Origin of the sequence: Luteolibacter yonseiensis (genome assembly GCF_016595465.1) — a bacterium.
In the GTDB taxonomy this organism is placed as follows: Bacteria; Verrucomicrobiota; Verrucomicrobiia; order Verrucomicrobiales; family Akkermansiaceae; genus Luteolibacter; species Luteolibacter yonseiensis.
This window is the reverse complement of the sequence record NZ_JAENIK010000004.1, coordinates 452,185-466,555: the sequence shown is the minus strand read 5'-3', so window position 1 is coordinate 466,555 and position 14,371 is coordinate 452,185. Positions and strand designations below refer to the sequence as shown.

The window sequence follows — 14,371 nt, the reverse complement described above, 5'->3', positions numbered from 1 at the left end:
TTCGAGGATCGAGGGAGGGGGATCCAGGAATCTCCCAAGCCGGTGGGGAGGATGCCGGGGAGCGAATGTCGGATTCATGCGCCACCCATGAATGTGGCGGATCGGAGTCCGCCGCTCCTTGTGGGGCGCAAGGTCAGTTCGGGCTGGGCGCGCCGTTGAGGATTTCCATGTAGAGATCCTCGAGCGAGCGGCGGACCGGTGAAAACGCGCGGACGCGGACTCCGGCCCCGACGAGTTTCTCCACCAGCGCCGCCGGGTCCGCTCCGGGTTTGAGGGCGATGCGCCTGTCCGCCAGGATCTCTCCGCCGAGGCAGTGGATGATGCCGCAGGCGGTGCCCCAGGGTTCCAGCTCCACCTCGAAGACCGGGGTGTCGTCATGCAGTCCTTGCACGGGGCCTTCGAAAACCCGCCTGCCCTCGCGGAGGATGGCCACGCGGTCGCACATCAGTTCCACCTCGCCCAGCAGGTGGGAGTTGAACAGGACCGTCATGCCCCGCTCGTCGCGGAGGTTGAGGATGAATTCCCGGAACCACTTGATTCCCTCCGGATCCAGTCCGTCGGTCGGTTCGTCCAGCAGCAGGACCTCGGGTTCCGGCAAAAGCGCCTGCGCGAGGGCGAGCCGCTGGCGCATGCCGTGGCTGTAGGTGCGGACCTTGGAATGCACGCGTTTCGTCAGGCCCACCCGGTCGATGACGGCGCGGGCCGCTTTTTCGTCAAAGCCGCCGGAATAGCTCATGAGGATCTTCAAATTCTCCCAGCCGCTGAGGTAGTCGTAGAAGGCGGGGGACTCGAAAATGGCACCCACCTTCCGCAAGGCCTTGGACCGGTCCTTGAGCACGGAGATCCCACCGATGGTGACATCGCCCTGGTCCGGCATGACCATGCCGAGGATGATGCCGAGCGAGGTGCTTTTCCCCGCGCCGTTGTGACCCAGCAAGCCGTAGATCTCGCCAGGCCGGACGTGGAACGAAACATCCGCGAGAGCGGGTTTCCCGGCGAATTTCTTGAAGAGGTTGTTGGCGACCAGCATGGGGAGACGGGTATCAGTTGCCGACGACGGTGCGGAATGTGTTGGAGCTGCTCATGTCGGCGTAGAGGAAGTTCACCTTGTTCGGATGGCAGGCTTCCTTGTCATAGATGAGCGGCACCTTGTCCGGGCGGTCCTTGATGCCGAAGATGGCGAGTTTCGAGATATGCAGTCCGTTCTGGGTGGAGTTCCAGAAATAACTGCAACCGGTTTTTTCAAACTCCATTTGATCCGCAGGGCAGTGGAACGCCTCGGCGGATTCCAGGTAGGGAAGCAGGACGGTTTCCAGCACCGGCTGCTCATCGGTCTTTGTCGCACGGCCCTGGGCGAGTTCCGGCATCATGTTGTTGTGCTCCTGCAGGTAGCTCTGGAGACCGGCTCCGACCGAGCGGAGCTTGGTCAGGCATGCGGTTTCCCGGGCTTTCCCCAGCATCGAGCGGGAGACGGGGTAGGCGATGCCCGCGAGAACGCCGATGATGGCGAGCACCACCAGCATTTCCATGAGGGTGAATCCGGAGCGTTTCATCATTGGCGGGGGCGGAATTCGTTGCCACGGAGACCTTGCATGGTCTCGTTCATCGCTTCCATCAGGGGGGCGAGATCGAGTTTGGTGTCCGCGCTGGATTTTTCAAAATAAGCCTTCATGCCTTGCTCGCTGATCTTGTCCAGCAGGTCCGCACCGAGGGCGTCCGCCCGGGCCATCTCCTCCTGGGTGCGGCCTTCGCTGATTTCCTTGAGCCCCTGTTCGACGAATTTTTTCCGTTGCTCCGGCTTCATCGCGTCCAGCGATTCCATGAAGCGGCTCATGGATTCCATGATGGTGAGGTCGATGAACAATCCTTTTTCCCTGGCGGACAGGGTGCGGAAAAACTTCTCCCCACCACGGTTCTCGCGGTTCTTCTCGCGTTCCTGGAAGTCGAGCCGGTTGAAGAGATCCGCGATCCTGCGGAGTTCGGTTTCCCGGCGGGCGGCCTCGGCGGTGTCGTTCCGGTCGTTTTCCGACCAGTCGGCGAAGCGGGCGTCGGAAATTTCCCGGTCGATCCGTTCGGCGGTGATTTTCCGGGATCCCGCGTAGGTGCGGACGCCCCAGACGCAGCCCCAGACAAGGAGCAGAACGACCGTGGCTTTTATGAAAACATCCCTGCGTGCCATTTCACCCGGAGGTTAGGCGATGAAATGCGGGGTGCAAGTGGACAAAAAAATAACGGCATGGGCACTTCGTCCCTGATGATCAGCGGAAGAATGCGCCCGCCCTCCCCAATCATTCACTCCGGGCCGTCCACGCCAACCGTCCGACCTTCAGATCCAGCAGTACCGCGAAGACACAGGTTGCGAGGAACTCCACCGCGAGAAGCGGGTAAAGGTAGCCATAACTTTTCGCCACGGCCGCCACGCCACCGATCGCGAGGGCGCTGAACATGCCAAGCATGACGTAGAGTCCCCGTCCCGCGGATTTCGCCTCCTCCCCGGGGACGGAGAGTGGCAGATGCTCCGCCCTGCAGGCGAGGATGCGGGAATAGATCGGCAGGGCGAGCAGGCCGGGCAGGATGGATTCAAGCGACCTGATGCTGCCGGTGATCCACCAGCAAACCGCCGCCACAACCAGGACGGCGGGCACCACCAGCAGACACGTGACCGCTTTTCTCGCCCCGATGATCAGATGGCCCGGCCCGGCGATGGGAGTCGCGTGAAAGATGTCGGTGGCCTGCCAGTCCTTTGAAAACCTGAGCAGGCTCATGCCCATCATCGGCACCAGCGGGAGATAGCTGCCCGCCATCAGGATCATGAAATCCTCCGTCCGGCCACGCGCGCCGTTGATCAGGAAAATGGCGGGCATCATCATCATCGGAGCGATGCCGGGGTAAAGCCGGAGTTTCACATCGCGGTCGCGCAGCATGTAGGCGGCGGTCAGGAGAAATCCGGCGCGCTCCAGCGGATGGCGCAACCACCAGCGGAGCAAAGGCAGGGCGGGCAGGCGGTCCAGCAGCTTCGCCTTTCCCGCGACCCGGGGTTTCATCGCCTTTTCCTCGTTGAGCATCCGCAGCCCGCTTTGATAGCTGCCGGCCAGTTTCCCGAACGCGAGAGCGAGCGTGATACCCGTGACGGCCGCACCGCAAATGGCCAGAGCCCACGAGCTGGCGGTGGCGCGTCCCATGAGCACCTCGTCGAGGCCGGAAAACCATGCCGGTGGCAGCAGGAAAAACCACCAGGTGTCCCCGGTGATCCTCACATCGCCCGGCAGGTATCGCGCGAGATGCGGTGCGGCCTGGCTGCCTGCCACGATCACGAGCGTCATGACCACCTGGGCGGTGGTCATCAGTCCATCAAGTTTCTCCCGGCCGAACCACCTCAGGCAGAGCTGATAGATCACCACCACGCTGCCGGTGCAGAAAAACGCCTCCATCACCGTGGAAACCGCGTGGGCGACGGCGTAGAGCGGGTGGGAGATCCCCATGAAGGAGCCTTTCCACATTCCCGGTGCGTTGTAAGCGACCGCGAGAAGCAACGAGACCTGCAGCAACACGGAAATTTTCGCCCACAACATGGCGCGGGGATTCACAGGGCGGTGCAGCAGGATCTCCGCCTCGTCCTTGTTGAACAAAACCTCCCCGGCGGAGGAGGCGACGAACATGCCGATGAACATCAGTGTCGAGGCATGGAGGTAAAGCGAGAGGCTGAAAAGAGTCGTATCACCCCACAGCAGACAGATGCCGCCGGCGAGGGCATAAAACAGCATGGTGGCGGCCAGCCGTTTGGTCACGGATTTCGGCAACTGTCTGGAGTCCAGGCCGCGTGAGGTCCGCCCGCGAAGGAACAACTTCAGGTAAAGCCCGCGCAACACCTTCGACTGCGGATCCGTGACAGAAGCCGCACTCATGCGCGGAAGGTCTTTGCGAAATCCTCCGCCCGTTGTTCAACATCGCCACCGCCTGTCAGGCGGGTGAACAGACGCTCCAGTGAAGGTGCGTCGTGGGATTTCACCAGCTCGTCCGGCGCTCCGTCCACCAGGACACGCCCCTTGTCGATGATGATCACGCGGTCGCAGACTCGCTCCACCACATCCAGCACATGAGAGCTGTAGACAATGGTCCGGCCTTCCCGCGCGAGTGTCTGGATGAGCGTCTTGAATCCCACGGCGGCGTTGGCGTCCAGCCCGTCGAGCGGTTCGTCGAAAAACACCACGGGCGGATTGTGCAGCAGCGCGGCGGTGATGACCACCTTGCGCCGCATGCCCTTGGAATACGCACCGAGCAGCTTGTCTGTCAGGACGTCGAATCCCAGATCGAAAAACGCGAGGAACTGCTTGATCCGTTCGCGCGCGGCCCCGGCCGGGATGCCGTAGAGCGCGGCGATCATTTCCAGATACTCCAGGCCTGTCAGTGACTCGAAGACCGCGCCGGAGTCCGGGACGAATCCCACCTTGCGTTTCACCTCCATGGGTTCCGACCGCAGGTCATGGCCACAGATCGCCGCCGTGCCGGAGGTGGGCTCCAGCATGCCGGTGAGCATCTTGAGCGTCGTGGATTTCCCCGCCCCGTTCGGGCCGAGCAGTCCGACGATCTGGCCCGCCGGGATTTCCAATGACAATCCATCCACCGCGACCTGTTGCCCGAAATGTTTCGTGAGCGAATGGAGCGAGATCATGCTCCATGTTTCTGGTCCCTCCGGGGCGGGATGACGAGGTGAAACTTGGAGCCGGAGGTCCATTCCGTCACACTTTGGATTTCCCCCTGAGGCGGGATTTTTGCAGACTGCGGGAAATGATGAGAATTCTCGTAACCGGAGGGGCCGGATTCATCGGCTCGAACCTCGTGCATCATCTGTTGGGGGAGGCATCGTCCGGGACGGAGACCCCGGTGGAGCGGGTCGTCACCCTCGACAAGTTCACCTATGCGGGGAGCCGCATGAACCTGGCGGACCTGGAATCCGATCCGCGGCACGTGCTGGTGGAGGGTGACATTTGTGATACGGAACTGGTGGGAAGGCTGCTCCGCGAACACGAAATCGACGCGATCATGCATCTCGCCGCGGAATCACACGTGGACCGCTCCATCGACAATCCGGAGGAGTTCATCATGACGAACTTCGTGGGGACCTACCGGCTGCTGGAGGCCTTCCGGGTCTATCTGTTGGAGCATGGTGGGGAAAACCGCGTGTTCCTTCATGTCTCCACCGACGAGGTTTTCGGTTCGTTGGGAGCGGATGACCCGCCGTTCTGCGAGACGACGCGTTATGCGCCGAACAGTCCGTACAGCGCGACGAAGGCGGGAAGCGATCATCTGGTGCGGGCCTACCACCACACCTACGGGCTGCCGGTGGTGACGACGCATTGTTCCAACAATTACGGTCCCTATCAATTTCCTGAAAAGCTGCTGCCGCTGATGATCGGCAAGGTTCTGAAAGGCGAGCCCCTGCCCATTTATGGAGATGGCAGCCAGATCCGCGACTGGTTGTATGTGGAGGATCATTGCCGGGGACTGGTGTCGGCGATGCGGCATGGGAAACGCGGTGAATGTTATGTCATCGGCGGCAAGTGCGAGATGCGGAACATCGACGTGGTGCGCGAACTGGTCGAAGCGGTGCGCGAGCGGGTGCCGGGCATCCGGCCGGCGGACGAGCTGATCATCCACGTGCAGGACCGGCCGGGACACGACCTGCGCTATGCCATCGATCCATCGAGGATTGAAACCGAACTGGGCTGGGCACCGCGGGAGAATTTCCCCTCGGGCCTGCGCAGGACGGTGGAGTGGTATCTCGCGAACGATGAGTGGGTGAGACACATCGAAGAGGGACCCTACCATGGGGAGCGGCTGGGGAGGCTTGCGCAGGGTGACAAGTGACGGGCCGGCCCCGATGGAAAGGTCGGCCGTAGTCCGACCCTCCGGTGGTCACGCCTCCACTTTCCAGTCATGCTTCACGCCCTTGCTGAAGGCGTGGAGGATTTTTCCGTTGGAGTCCACGTGGCGGAGTTGCAGCCGGTTGTCCGCGAGGGTGATGTGGGAGAATCCGTGGGCGTCGAAGACCGTGGAGCCTCCGCGGATCTTGTCATGGGAATGAAGGCGCGCGCCGCCCCCGCCTGAAACGACGAACGAGGTCTTCAGCCCTTCGAGTTCGAGGTGCTGGAGGTCGTGGTCATGCCCGCCGATGTAGAGGTGGACGCCGTGCTTTTCGAGCAACGGGCCGACCTCCTTCACCAGGATCGAGGTGTCGCCATGGCTGCCTTCGGAATAGATCGGGTGATGGCCCACGACGATGGTGAAGGGAGCGCGGGGGGAGTTGAGTTCTTTTTCAAACCAGACCATCTGGGCGTCCTTTTCCTCCGGACTCATCCAGCAGGGACGGTCGCCGTGGATGCGGCTGTTGATCTTCTGCCAGTTTGTATCGAGCATGAGCATCGTGACCTGGGGATTCACCGCGGGAAGGTCCACGCGGTAGTATTTTCCGGGCATGGTCCAGCGGGTCCTGCGCTTGAGCGAGGCGGCGTAGCCGAGCTGGACGAGCTCGTTGCCCGGTGTGTCGTGGTAATCGTGGTTGCCGAGAACCGGCCAGCAGGGACCGGGGTAGGTTTTGGAAGGGAAGACATCGGAGAAGCCGGTCTCCCAGCGCTCCGATTTCAGACCGTCCTTCATGGAGCCGTAGAAATTGTCGCCGAGCAGCAGCAGTCCGTCCGGTTTTTTGCCCAAGCCTTCGGTATAGCGGGCCATGCCACGGGCGACGGCCTTCTGGCGATCGTCGTTCGTGCCGAAATCGCCGATGGCGAGCAGGTCCAGCGCGCCGAGCGAGCCGATCTTGCTGCGTGCCTGTGCGGCCGCCTCCGGCGCGAGATTGAGCTGCATGGCAACGCTGGAGCAGAACAGCGTCTTGAGCATGCGGCGGCGGGAAATGGTCGGATCGGGTGACATGGTGTGGATTGAACGGTGGAAAACGGAAGGAAGTTGCAGGGAACGCGGGAGGTTCCGGGCTACGGCAGCATCATTTGAGAAACACGCGGAATTCGTGTGGCAGCGGCATTCCGGCACCGAGGGAGAATTCGAAAAGCGTGGCGACGGCGGCCGCCTCCTTCTGTTTGGGAGTGCCGGGGGTTTTGGATTCAGGATCCGCCAGCAGGATGCGCAGGACGTGCATGGCGGCGTCCCGTGCGATTTCCTCGGAGGCTCCGGCGTCCGCCGTCATGGCGGTGTTGAAGGCATTGAGCGCCTCCGAAGGCTGGCCGAGCGCTTCGAGGGCGAGGCCGTGGCAATGGGCGACCTGGGCGCGCTGGTCGTTGGGCAGGCGTTCGTTGTCGCGGCTGGCGGCGAGGGAGGCGAGGTCCTTCCAGTTTTTGTGCCGCACCGCGTCCCAGAGGGTATCGATCTCCAACTGCCGCAGCCGCCGCGGGCCAAGGCTGGCGCTTTTCCCCACGGACGGCAGCTCTTTCAGCATCCCGTCCAGATCCCCGATCTTGCGGAGGCATTCGCACAGATAGAATTTCGCCAGAATGCCGTTCTCACCCGGGGACGAAGCCAGCCGGGTGAACGCCGCCTTCGCTTCGTAATATTTGCGCCCCTGGAAGAAATCGATGGCCGCGACGAATCCGTCGATCCCCGGGACGGCGCTCAAGGCGAAGTCCGCCTTGTCCGGCACGGTGAACTCGACGGGAGGTCCGTTGTCGGGGAAGCCGATGCCCGCGTCCCGGACTTCCGCGAGATGGCCGGAAGCGGGAAACTCGCGCAACAGGTCGCCTGCGGCGTTCTCCGCGATCTCGTGCTCGCCGATCAGGGAGGCGGTGCGGACGAGTTGGTAGAGATGGTTCTCCCGGTTCGCCGTCTTCGGGAAATAGCGGACGATCTGCAGATAGGCGGCGGTGGCTCCCCGCACGTTGCCGCTTTGTTCGTGGATGAGGGCGAGGGCGGCGAGCTTGATGGCTTCCGTGGAATCCTCCCCGGTATCCGGCACGAACTGGTAGAGGGCCAGCGCGGAGCGTGTCATGCCCGCGGTGAGCGCGTCCCCGGCGAGCTTGAGGAACACCCCGGAAAATTTCTCCATCTCCGCCTGCGGGATGATGAGCTCACCACGGTTTTTCACGATGAAATCCAGCAGCACCTGCTCGTCACGTGCGGCGATGGCGGTTTCCATCATGGCTTGGAATCCGGCGACGATGCCCGTTTCCGGCGTGGGGAAGTTGGTTTTGTTGCGGATGGCGATCTCGAGGTGGTCGTTGCCCGCCGGGACCTGCCCGAGCTTGTAGTGGCAGATCGCGAGATTGATGTGGAAGGAGCCCTGGGGGAAAACGTCCTGCTCCGTGTTCCGCTCGTCGGAAAACTTCGTGAAACGGCTGAGGGCCAGCTCCCACTTCTCAGCGCCCATCGCGGACTCCCCCCATTTCAACAGGGCGAGTTTTTGATAGATGTTGTTCTGATCCGGGCCGCTGTTCGGGAAGTTCTGGTAGCAATCCTCAAACGAGCGCATGGCGTCCTCCCAGCGCTTGAGCTTCATCTCGCACAGTCCCTTGCGGTAATAGACGGTGCCGAACTGCGCGCCATAGAGACGGTAGGGATTATCCTGGCCGAAGCGGCTGATCACCCGCTTGTTCAGGTCCAGAGCCTCTTCCCAGAGTTCCGCGGTCATGGCGGTCCGGGCCTTTTTCACCAAGGCCTCCAGATTCGCGTTCTGTGACCGGGCCTGGCCGCCGGCGCACAGGAGCGCGATGACGAGCAGCGAACAGCGGATTCTCATATGGGGCAAACGGGTTCGGGTGGTGGGAACTTTCGGGAAGGGCGGGCTCTATCGCCGGGCGCAGGGAGGATTGGGAATCATTTCGCGAAAAGCTCGCGACAAAGCAGGCAGCGTTTTCCGTCGCAGCCACGGGCGGTGCAGTGCTCGCGGCCGTAGAAGATGATCTGCAGGTGCAGTCGGTTCCATGAATCGCGCGGGAAAAGTTTTTTCAAATCCCGCTCGGTCTCGACGACGTTTTTTCCGGAAGTGAGTTTCCAACGGGTGGCGAGCCGGTGGATGTGGGTATCCACCGGAAACGCCGGAACACCGAAGGCCTGGGCCATCACCACGGACGCGGTCTTGTGGCCCACGCCGGGCAGGGCTTCCAGCGCGGCGAAATCCTGCGGAACCCCGCCTCCGTGTTTTTCCACGAGGATCTTCGACAGCTCGGAAATGGCGGCGGATTTGCGGGGTGACAGGCCGCAGGGACGGATGATCGCCTGGATTTTCTCCACCGGCACGCGCATCATGTCGTACGGGTTGTCCGCGAGGGCGAAAAGCGCGGGCGTGACGAGAATCACGCGCACGTCGGTGCATTGGGCGGAGAGCAACACGGCGACGAGCAGGGTGTAGGCGTCCTTGTGGTCGAGCGGGATCGGGGTTTCCGGGTAGAGTTCCTGGAGCCGCCGCCGGACGTGGTCGGCGCGTTGTTGCTTGAGCATGCGGCGAGTTTCCCGGGCTTGTGGCGGCGGTGCAACCGTTTTAGGCTGCGGTCGTGCGAAAATCCGGACTGCTGATGATCCTGCTGCTGGCTTCGACCGCGGGTACGGTGTGGTTGTTGCGGGAGCCGCTGGCCAACGCATGGGGGAAGACGAAGGGTGGGGTGGACTTGGGATTCCGCCGGAAGTTCCAGCCGGATCCCGAAAAATATGGGGTGCTTATCAAGGACCTCGACCGCTGGCGGGTGGACCTCGCGGAGCGCCATCGGAAGGCGCGCAACCGGGCCGGGCGTGAGGCGGTGGAACATGACGCGCGGGTGATTCTGGAACAATGCCTGCCGGAAATGATGCGCTGCTGGCTCGGCACGCCGTGGGACTTCAACGGAACCGCAGGAGAGCCCGGCAGCGGGAAGATCGCCTGCGGTTATTTCGTCGCCACCGTTTTGAAAGACGCCGGATTCCGGGTGGACCGTTACCAACTCGCGCAGCAGCCGTCGGAAAACATCCTGCGCTCGTTCCTCCCCAAGGAGTCCTGCGCGCTCACCATCGGAAAGAATTACCAGGCCTTCGCCGGAGATGTTGCCAAGCTCGAGTCCGGAATTTATGTCATCGGGCTGGATACCCACGTCGCGTTCATTGTCGTGCGGAACGGTGATTTCCGTTTCATCCACTCCTCCGGTTCCAGTCCATGGTGTGTGGTGGATGAAGAACCCGCCGATGCGATCGTGCTCCAACGCTCGAACTGGCGGATGTTGGGAAACCTCACCGGCGCCCCGGGTGTCATCCGGACTTGGCTGAAAGCAGATAAAATCACGGTGCGGGGGACGTGAGTCTTTGAGCTGTGTGCCTTCTGAAGCTGGCATTTTGTTTTTTCAAACTCCGGCATATTTGCGTTGCAAGTGAAATTTACTACTCTAGTATTTTACTAAATTACTAAATGAAGATTCCCAACCACCTGAAACATAAAGCCGTCTTCGTGGCGGAAAATTACGATCGGATTGAGGCGAAAGGCGGTTCCGATGCCAAAGGTCTCTCGCTGGGGCTTGCCCAGTGGAATCAAAAAGGCAACGTGGATATTTCCGCGAAAGTCTGGAGGCACACGGGTGGCAAATGGTCCCGTCAATCTGAGGAAATGCCACTCCACCGGGTGCTCGATCTTGCCCTTCTGATCTGCAAGACGCAGAAATACATGAACGACGCATACCGCTTCGAAAAGCTGTACGATCCCGCATCACCCGCGATCGGAAGCATTGATCTTCAGGGAAGTATGATGGAAATTTCGGTCAATACGTCCAATACCGAAATTGATGAAGACATCGCGCTCTTCCGCGATTGTCTGGCGCGGGAAGGTGAGCGGATCGGTGAACGACTCACCCGTCTGGCTGCGGTTCTGAAGGAGTTGGGTTACGTAAACCCCTGAAATAATCCACATCAAGTGTAGGGAAAAAGGAACCTGATCCTCCGAATTCATCGGTCATGCGGCCTTGGTGGGAAGTCTACCCGATCCAAGCGGTGTCCTCCGCTGTTTGACAGGGTTTGGAAACTTGGATATTCAACTTCCATGGATGACATTGAAGGTGGAGCCTGGTTTTTCACCCGTGAGGGCGAGCGGATCGGTCCGGTGTCCTATGCGGATCTGCGGATCAAGGCCGCGAATTCCGAATTGAACCCACGCCTGGACATGGTTTGGACCCAGGGCATGGCCGAGTGGAAGCCCGCCGGAGAAGTCGAAGGATTGTTCGAGCGCGTCGCCCCGGTTAAAACCGATGCGGCTCCGGAGGTGAATCTGGATCCCTATGAGCCGCCGGAGCATGGATCGCTGGCCGATCAGGGAGCATGGCCGGGTGCGAGACGGCGCAGCTACCTTTTTGTCATACTGATCCTGCCCTTTTTGATCAGTTTCACCACGGGCCTCGCCACGCCTTTCCTCCTCGCCCGGCTGGGAGAAGAGATCACCCGCTGGATCGCCTTGGGAAGCTTGGTCCTGCCGGTCTTGTTCATGTTCCACTACGCTTTCCAGCGGCTGGTGAATCTGGGAATGAGCCGCTGGTGGATCATCGGCTACGTCATTCCGCCGGTCAGCATCTGGGTGGGCTACCGCTGTTTCGCCTGCCCCGCCGGATATGCCTTCCACAAGAAAATGGATGGCGCGGGCATCTTCCTGGCCATCATCTATTGGCTCGTCACCCTTCTCGCCCTCGTCGCCCTCGTGGCGGCGGTCGCCGTGATGATGGGTGCGGCGGGTTCCCCTGAGATCCAGCAACAGTTTCAGGACGCGCTCCGCGAACTCCAGGACGCGCGGGGCGCGTCCGCCTCCCCCCAGCCGTGATCCAATATTCGAAACAAACCGACGAACGGCGCGAGGCCGGCCCCATGGAATGCTGGTGCCTGCACGGAGCGGTGGGCATGGCGTCCGACTGGCGCGGTTTTGCGAAGAGTCTCGCGGCGGGAGGCATCGGCACCCGTGCGGTGGACTTGTGGCGGTTTTTGGATTGCTGTCCCATGTCGCTGCCGGAGTTTGGAAAGGCATTGAATGCCGACGCCAGCGGCGAGATTTCCAGGAACAGGGGCCGCGCCCTGCTCGGCTACTCCATGGGAGGACGGATGGCGCTGCACGCGCTGCTGGAAAACCCACATCCATGGCAGGCCGCCATCATTGTCGGCGCGCATCCGGGGTTGGAGGATGAAGCGGACCGCGCCAGCCGAAGGACCACGGATACCGCCTGGGCCTCGCGCGCGCTGGCGGGGAACTGGCAGGAATTTCAGGACGCTTGGAACGGGCAGCCCGTATTGGGGAAACCCATCGCGCGGGAAAAACAGGCATCCGGCAGCCTCATCATGCGCCGCCGTGAGATCGCCCGCAGCTTTGTCGACTGGTCGCTGGGAGCACAGCAGCCGCTGTGGGATCGCTTGGGCGAAATCACCATCCCCGTGTTGTGGGTCGTCGGGGAGAACGATGCGAAATTCCGCGAACTCGCCGGGCGGGCCGTTCCGCTGCTGCCGAACGGCCACCTCGCCATCGCCCCGGGCTCGGGGCACCGCGTGCCGTGGGAGGCGGATGAATGGTTTGCGGAGACCGTGTCCGGATTTCTCAAGCTCGGCAGCCTCCGCTGAGCTTGCCCGGCGGGGTGGGTTCCTCAGCAATGGACTCCCGCCAGCCAGAGAGCGGCGTGGATCTTGAAGTCGATGAGTTTCCCCTCGGCCTCCTGCCCGGCGAGCCACCCCCGCAGGTTGGAAAGCGGGACGTGATGGACGATGATGTTCTCTCCGTCCACTCCGCCGCCGTCGCCCTCGCGGACGAGATCCGTGGCGTGGAACAGATGGGTCGTTTCCGAGGTCATGCCTGAGGAAGTCGGGCTGGCAATCAGCGGGATGATGGTTCCCGCGCGGTAGCCTGTTTCCTCGAGAAGCTCGCGTCCGGCGCTTTCCGCGAGGGATTCGCCCGCGAATTCCGGCTCGTCGCCGACGAGTCCCGCAGGCACCTCGATGACCAGGCGTTGCATGGGAATGCGGTATTGCTCGACCAGCACGATCTCCTTTTCCGGGGTGATCGCGAGGATGCCGACCGCCGCGTCCGCATGGGGACGGCGGACGAATTCCCACTTGCCGATGCGGTGGAGGCTGAGCCAGCGGGACGCATAAAGTGTTTCAGGAGTCGGCATGGGGTGAATATTTGGGGCAAGAAACGGTGGCGCGGCGGCGTAAAGCGGGCTACTGCTCCCGCGTCCTGATGTCCCGCTACGATTTCCAGATTCCCGTCACCTTCAAGCACCGTATTGTTTTCACCCGTGATGCTTTCTCCCCCGCAAACCCCGCGCTTGCGGAAATCCTGAAGGAGGGCGGCGGCCGCAGGGCGATGATCTTCGTGGAAGAAACGGTTGCCGCGTTCTGGCCGGATCTGGTGGATGAAATCCAGGAATACTTCGCGGGGCTGGATCTGGATTTCCTCGGCACCACGATTTTTCCCGGTGGCGAGGCGGCGAAGGCCGACGACCACCTGGTGAAGGAAATCTGGGCCGCGATCGACGCGGCGCATCTGGACCGGCACTCCTACGCGCTGGTCATCGGCGGCGGGGCGTTCCTGGATGCGGTGGGCTACGCGACCGCGACCGCCCACCGCGGGGTGCGCCTCGTGAGGTTTCCTACCACCACCCTCTCCCAGGACGACAGCGGGGTGGGAGTGAAGTGCGCGATCAACTCGTTCGGGAAAAAGAACTGGGTCGGAGCGTTTTCAGTGCCCTACGCGGTGATCAATGATTTCAAATTCCTTCACAGCCAGGACGAGACGACCCGCCGCGCCGGGCTGATCGAGGCGGTGAAGGTGGCGCTCGTGCGCGATGCGGAGTTCTTCGGCTGGATCGAGGACAACCTTGCCGCCCTCTCCGAGTTGGAGCCCGGGGCTCTTGAGACGTGCGTGGAGAAATCCGCACTCCTGCACGCCCGCCACATCGCGACGGGAGGGGATCCGTTCGAGACGGGGTCCAGCAGGCCGCTGGACTTCGGTCACTGGGCGGCGCACAAGCTGGAGGCGATGACGCACTACTCGCTGTCGCACGCCCCTGCGGTCGGCGTCGGCCTGGCGCTGGACACGCTTTATTCGGCGCGGGCGGGGCTGTTGAAGTTTTCCGTCGCGGAGCAGATCCTGCGTGTGCTGGACGGGCTGCAACTCAGCATCTACCACCCGGCGCTGGATTGGCTGGATGACAACGGCCGGCGGCGCGTTTTCGATGGGTTGGACGAATTCCGCGAGCACCTCGGCGGCCAGCTCACCGTGCTGTTGCTGGAGGACGTGGGGCGTGGGGTCGACGTGCACGAGTTCGATGAAGTCCTGCTCGGCGAATGCGTCAACGAGCTCCGGACGCGCTGGGAAAGCAGGGGTTGAGCGGGTTTCATCGTGCTTGCATTTCCGAGGATTCCGCCGCTAGTTTGC

Annotated in this window: 15 protein-coding genes; 6 read left to right on the top strand and 9 right to left on the bottom strand. The window is 62.1% G+C overall.

Going from position 1 to position 14,371, the window contains the following annotated elements:
• Positions 1-133 precede the first annotated feature (133 nt).
• From JIN84_RS03545 to JIN84_RS03525, 5 genes are all read right to left on the bottom strand, one after another.
• Entirely contained in the window at positions 134-1,030 is an 897-nt protein-coding gene (locus JIN84_RS03545; protein WP_200349628.1) for an ABC transporter ATP-binding protein, read from the bottom strand.
• Positions 1,031-1,043: 13 nt separating this feature from the next.
• Positions 1,044-1,556 carry a type II secretion system protein gene (locus JIN84_RS03540; protein WP_234043162.1) on the bottom strand — a complete coding sequence of 171 codons (513 nt, stop codon included), beginning with the start codon at positions 1,554-1,556 and terminating at the stop codon, positions 1,044-1,046.
• Positions 1,553-2,179, bottom strand: a complete 627-nt coding sequence (locus tag JIN84_RS03535) for a hypothetical protein (RefSeq protein WP_200349626.1) — start codon at positions 2,177-2,179, stop codon at positions 1,553-1,555. Before JIN84_RS03535 ends, JIN84_RS03540 begins: the two co-directional genes overlap by 4 nt.
• A 109-nt stretch (positions 2,180-2,288) precedes the next feature.
• Positions 2,289-3,905 carry a hypothetical protein gene (locus tag JIN84_RS03530; protein WP_200349625.1) on the bottom strand — a complete coding sequence of 539 codons (1,617 nt, stop codon included), beginning with the start codon at positions 3,903-3,905 and terminating at the stop codon, positions 2,289-2,291.
• The gene (locus JIN84_RS03525; RefSeq protein WP_200349624.1) at positions 3,902-4,672 is read right to left on the bottom strand and encodes an ABC transporter ATP-binding protein; all 771 of its coding nucleotides are present in this window, start codon (positions 4,670-4,672) and stop codon (positions 3,902-3,904) included. Before JIN84_RS03525 ends, JIN84_RS03530 begins: the two co-directional genes overlap by 4 nt.
• Positions 4,673-4,791: 119 nt before the next feature.
• On the opposite strand from JIN84_RS03525, the gene rfbB reads away from it, so the two are divergent.
• Positions 4,792-5,868: a dTDP-glucose 4,6-dehydratase gene (gene rfbB / locus JIN84_RS03520; protein WP_345715830.1), complete on the top strand. Its 1,077-nt coding sequence runs from the start codon at positions 4,792-4,794 to the stop codon at positions 5,866-5,868.
• Positions 5,869-5,916: 48 nt separating this feature from the next.
• On the opposite strand, the gene JIN84_RS03515 is transcribed toward rfbB, so the two are convergent.
• The 3 genes from JIN84_RS03515 to nth all read right to left on the bottom strand — a co-directional run bounded on the left by JIN84_RS03515 (position 5,917) and on the right by nth (position 9,444).
• On the bottom strand, positions 5,917-6,930 hold the full coding sequence (locus tag JIN84_RS03515; protein ID WP_200349622.1) for a metallophosphoesterase: 1,014 nt from the start codon (positions 6,928-6,930) through the stop codon (positions 5,917-5,919).
• Between the two features lie 70 nt (positions 6,931-7,000).
• Positions 7,001-8,743 carry a tetratricopeptide repeat protein gene (locus JIN84_RS03510; RefSeq protein WP_200349621.1) on the bottom strand — a complete coding sequence of 581 codons (1,743 nt, stop codon included), beginning with the start codon at positions 8,741-8,743 and terminating at the stop codon, positions 7,001-7,003.
• Between the two features lie 77 nt (positions 8,744-8,820).
• Positions 8,821-9,444 (bottom strand): endonuclease III, encoded by a 624-nt coding sequence (gene nth / locus JIN84_RS03505; protein ID WP_200349620.1) that lies wholly within the window; start codon positions 9,442-9,444, stop codon positions 8,821-8,823.
• A 53-nt stretch (positions 9,445-9,497) separates the two neighbouring features.
• Here nth and JIN84_RS03500 point away from each other — a divergent pair, with 53 nt between their 5' ends.
• From JIN84_RS03500 to JIN84_RS03485, 4 genes are all read left to right on the top strand, one after another.
• A complete protein-coding gene (locus JIN84_RS03500) occupies positions 9,498-10,271 on the top strand; it encodes a hypothetical protein (protein WP_200349619.1) in 774 nt (257 codons plus the stop codon).
• Positions 10,272-10,378: 107 nt separating this feature from the next.
• Complete coding sequence (locus JIN84_RS03495; protein ID WP_200349618.1) at positions 10,379-10,861, top strand: DUF6530 family protein; 483 nt, start codon at positions 10,379-10,381, stop codon at positions 10,859-10,861.
• Between the two features lie 141 nt (positions 10,862-11,002).
• Positions 11,003-11,770, top strand: coding sequence for a DUF4339 domain-containing protein (locus tag JIN84_RS03490; RefSeq protein ID WP_200349617.1), 768 nt, complete (start codon positions 11,003-11,005; stop codon positions 11,768-11,770).
• A complete protein-coding gene (locus JIN84_RS03485) occupies positions 11,767-12,555 on the top strand; it encodes an alpha/beta fold hydrolase (RefSeq protein ID WP_200349616.1) in 789 nt (262 codons plus the stop codon). Before JIN84_RS03490 ends, JIN84_RS03485 begins: the two co-directional genes overlap by 4 nt.
• Before the next feature lie 23 nt (positions 12,556-12,578).
• Here the strand turns inward: JIN84_RS03485 and JIN84_RS03480 are convergent, their stop codons facing one another.
• The gene (locus tag JIN84_RS03480; RefSeq protein ID WP_200349615.1) at positions 12,579-13,103 is read right to left on the bottom strand and encodes an NUDIX hydrolase; all 525 of its coding nucleotides are present in this window, start codon (positions 13,101-13,103) and stop codon (positions 12,579-12,581) included.
• A gap of 68 nt (positions 13,104-13,171) precedes the next feature.
• Here JIN84_RS03480 and JIN84_RS03475 point away from each other — a divergent pair, with 68 nt between their 5' ends.
• A complete protein-coding gene (locus tag JIN84_RS03475; protein ID WP_200349614.1) occupies positions 13,172-14,323 on the top strand; it encodes a 3-dehydroquinate synthase in 1,152 nt (383 codons plus the stop codon).
• The last annotated feature ends 48 nt before the right edge of the window (positions 14,324-14,371 follow it).

What these genes read in the sequence shown, in the direction of transcription:
- rfbB (WP_345715830.1), top strand. Translation starts at nt 4,792, where the DNA reads ATGAGAATTCTCGTAACCGGAGGGGCCGGATTCATCGGCTCGAACCTC.
- JIN84_RS03510 (WP_200349621.1), bottom strand. Translation starts at nt 8,743, where the DNA reads ATGAGAATCCGCTGTTCGCTGCTCGTCATCGCGCTCCTGTGCGCCGGC.
- JIN84_RS03490 (WP_200349617.1), top strand. Translation starts at nt 11,003, where the DNA reads ATGGATGACATTGAAGGTGGAGCCTGGTTTTTCACCCGTGAGGGCGAG.
- JIN84_RS03535 (WP_200349626.1), bottom strand. Translation starts at nt 2,179, where the DNA reads ATGGCACGCAGGGATGTTTTCATAAAAGCCACGGTCGTTCTGCTCCTT.
- JIN84_RS03530 (WP_200349625.1), bottom strand. Translation starts at nt 3,905, where the DNA reads ATGAGTGCGGCTTCTGTCACGGATCCGCAGTCGAAGGTGTTGCGCGGG.
- JIN84_RS03525 (WP_200349624.1), bottom strand. Translation starts at nt 4,672, where the DNA reads ATGATCTCGCTCCATTCGCTCACGAAACATTTCGGGCAACAGGTCGCG.
- JIN84_RS03480 (WP_200349615.1), bottom strand. Translation starts at nt 13,103, where the DNA reads ATGCCGACTCCTGAAACACTTTATGCGTCCCGCTGGCTCAGCCTCCAC.
- nth (WP_200349620.1), bottom strand. Translation starts at nt 9,444, where the DNA reads ATGCTCAAGCAACAACGCGCCGACCACGTCCGGCGGCGGCTCCAGGAA.
- JIN84_RS03515 (WP_200349622.1), bottom strand. Translation starts at nt 6,930, where the DNA reads ATGTCACCCGATCCGACCATTTCCCGCCGCCGCATGCTCAAGACGCTG.
- JIN84_RS03545 (WP_200349628.1), bottom strand. Translation starts at nt 1,030, where the DNA reads ATGCTGGTCGCCAACAACCTCTTCAAGAAATTCGCCGGGAAACCCGCT.
- JIN84_RS03495 (WP_200349618.1), top strand. Translation starts at nt 10,379, where the DNA reads ATGAAGATTCCCAACCACCTGAAACATAAAGCCGTCTTCGTGGCGGAA.
- JIN84_RS03540 (WP_234043162.1), bottom strand. Translation starts at nt 1,556, where the DNA reads ATGATGAAACGCTCCGGATTCACCCTCATGGAAATGCTGGTGGTGCTC.
- JIN84_RS03475 (WP_200349614.1), top strand. Translation starts at nt 13,172, where the DNA reads ATGTCCCGCTACGATTTCCAGATTCCCGTCACCTTCAAGCACCGTATT.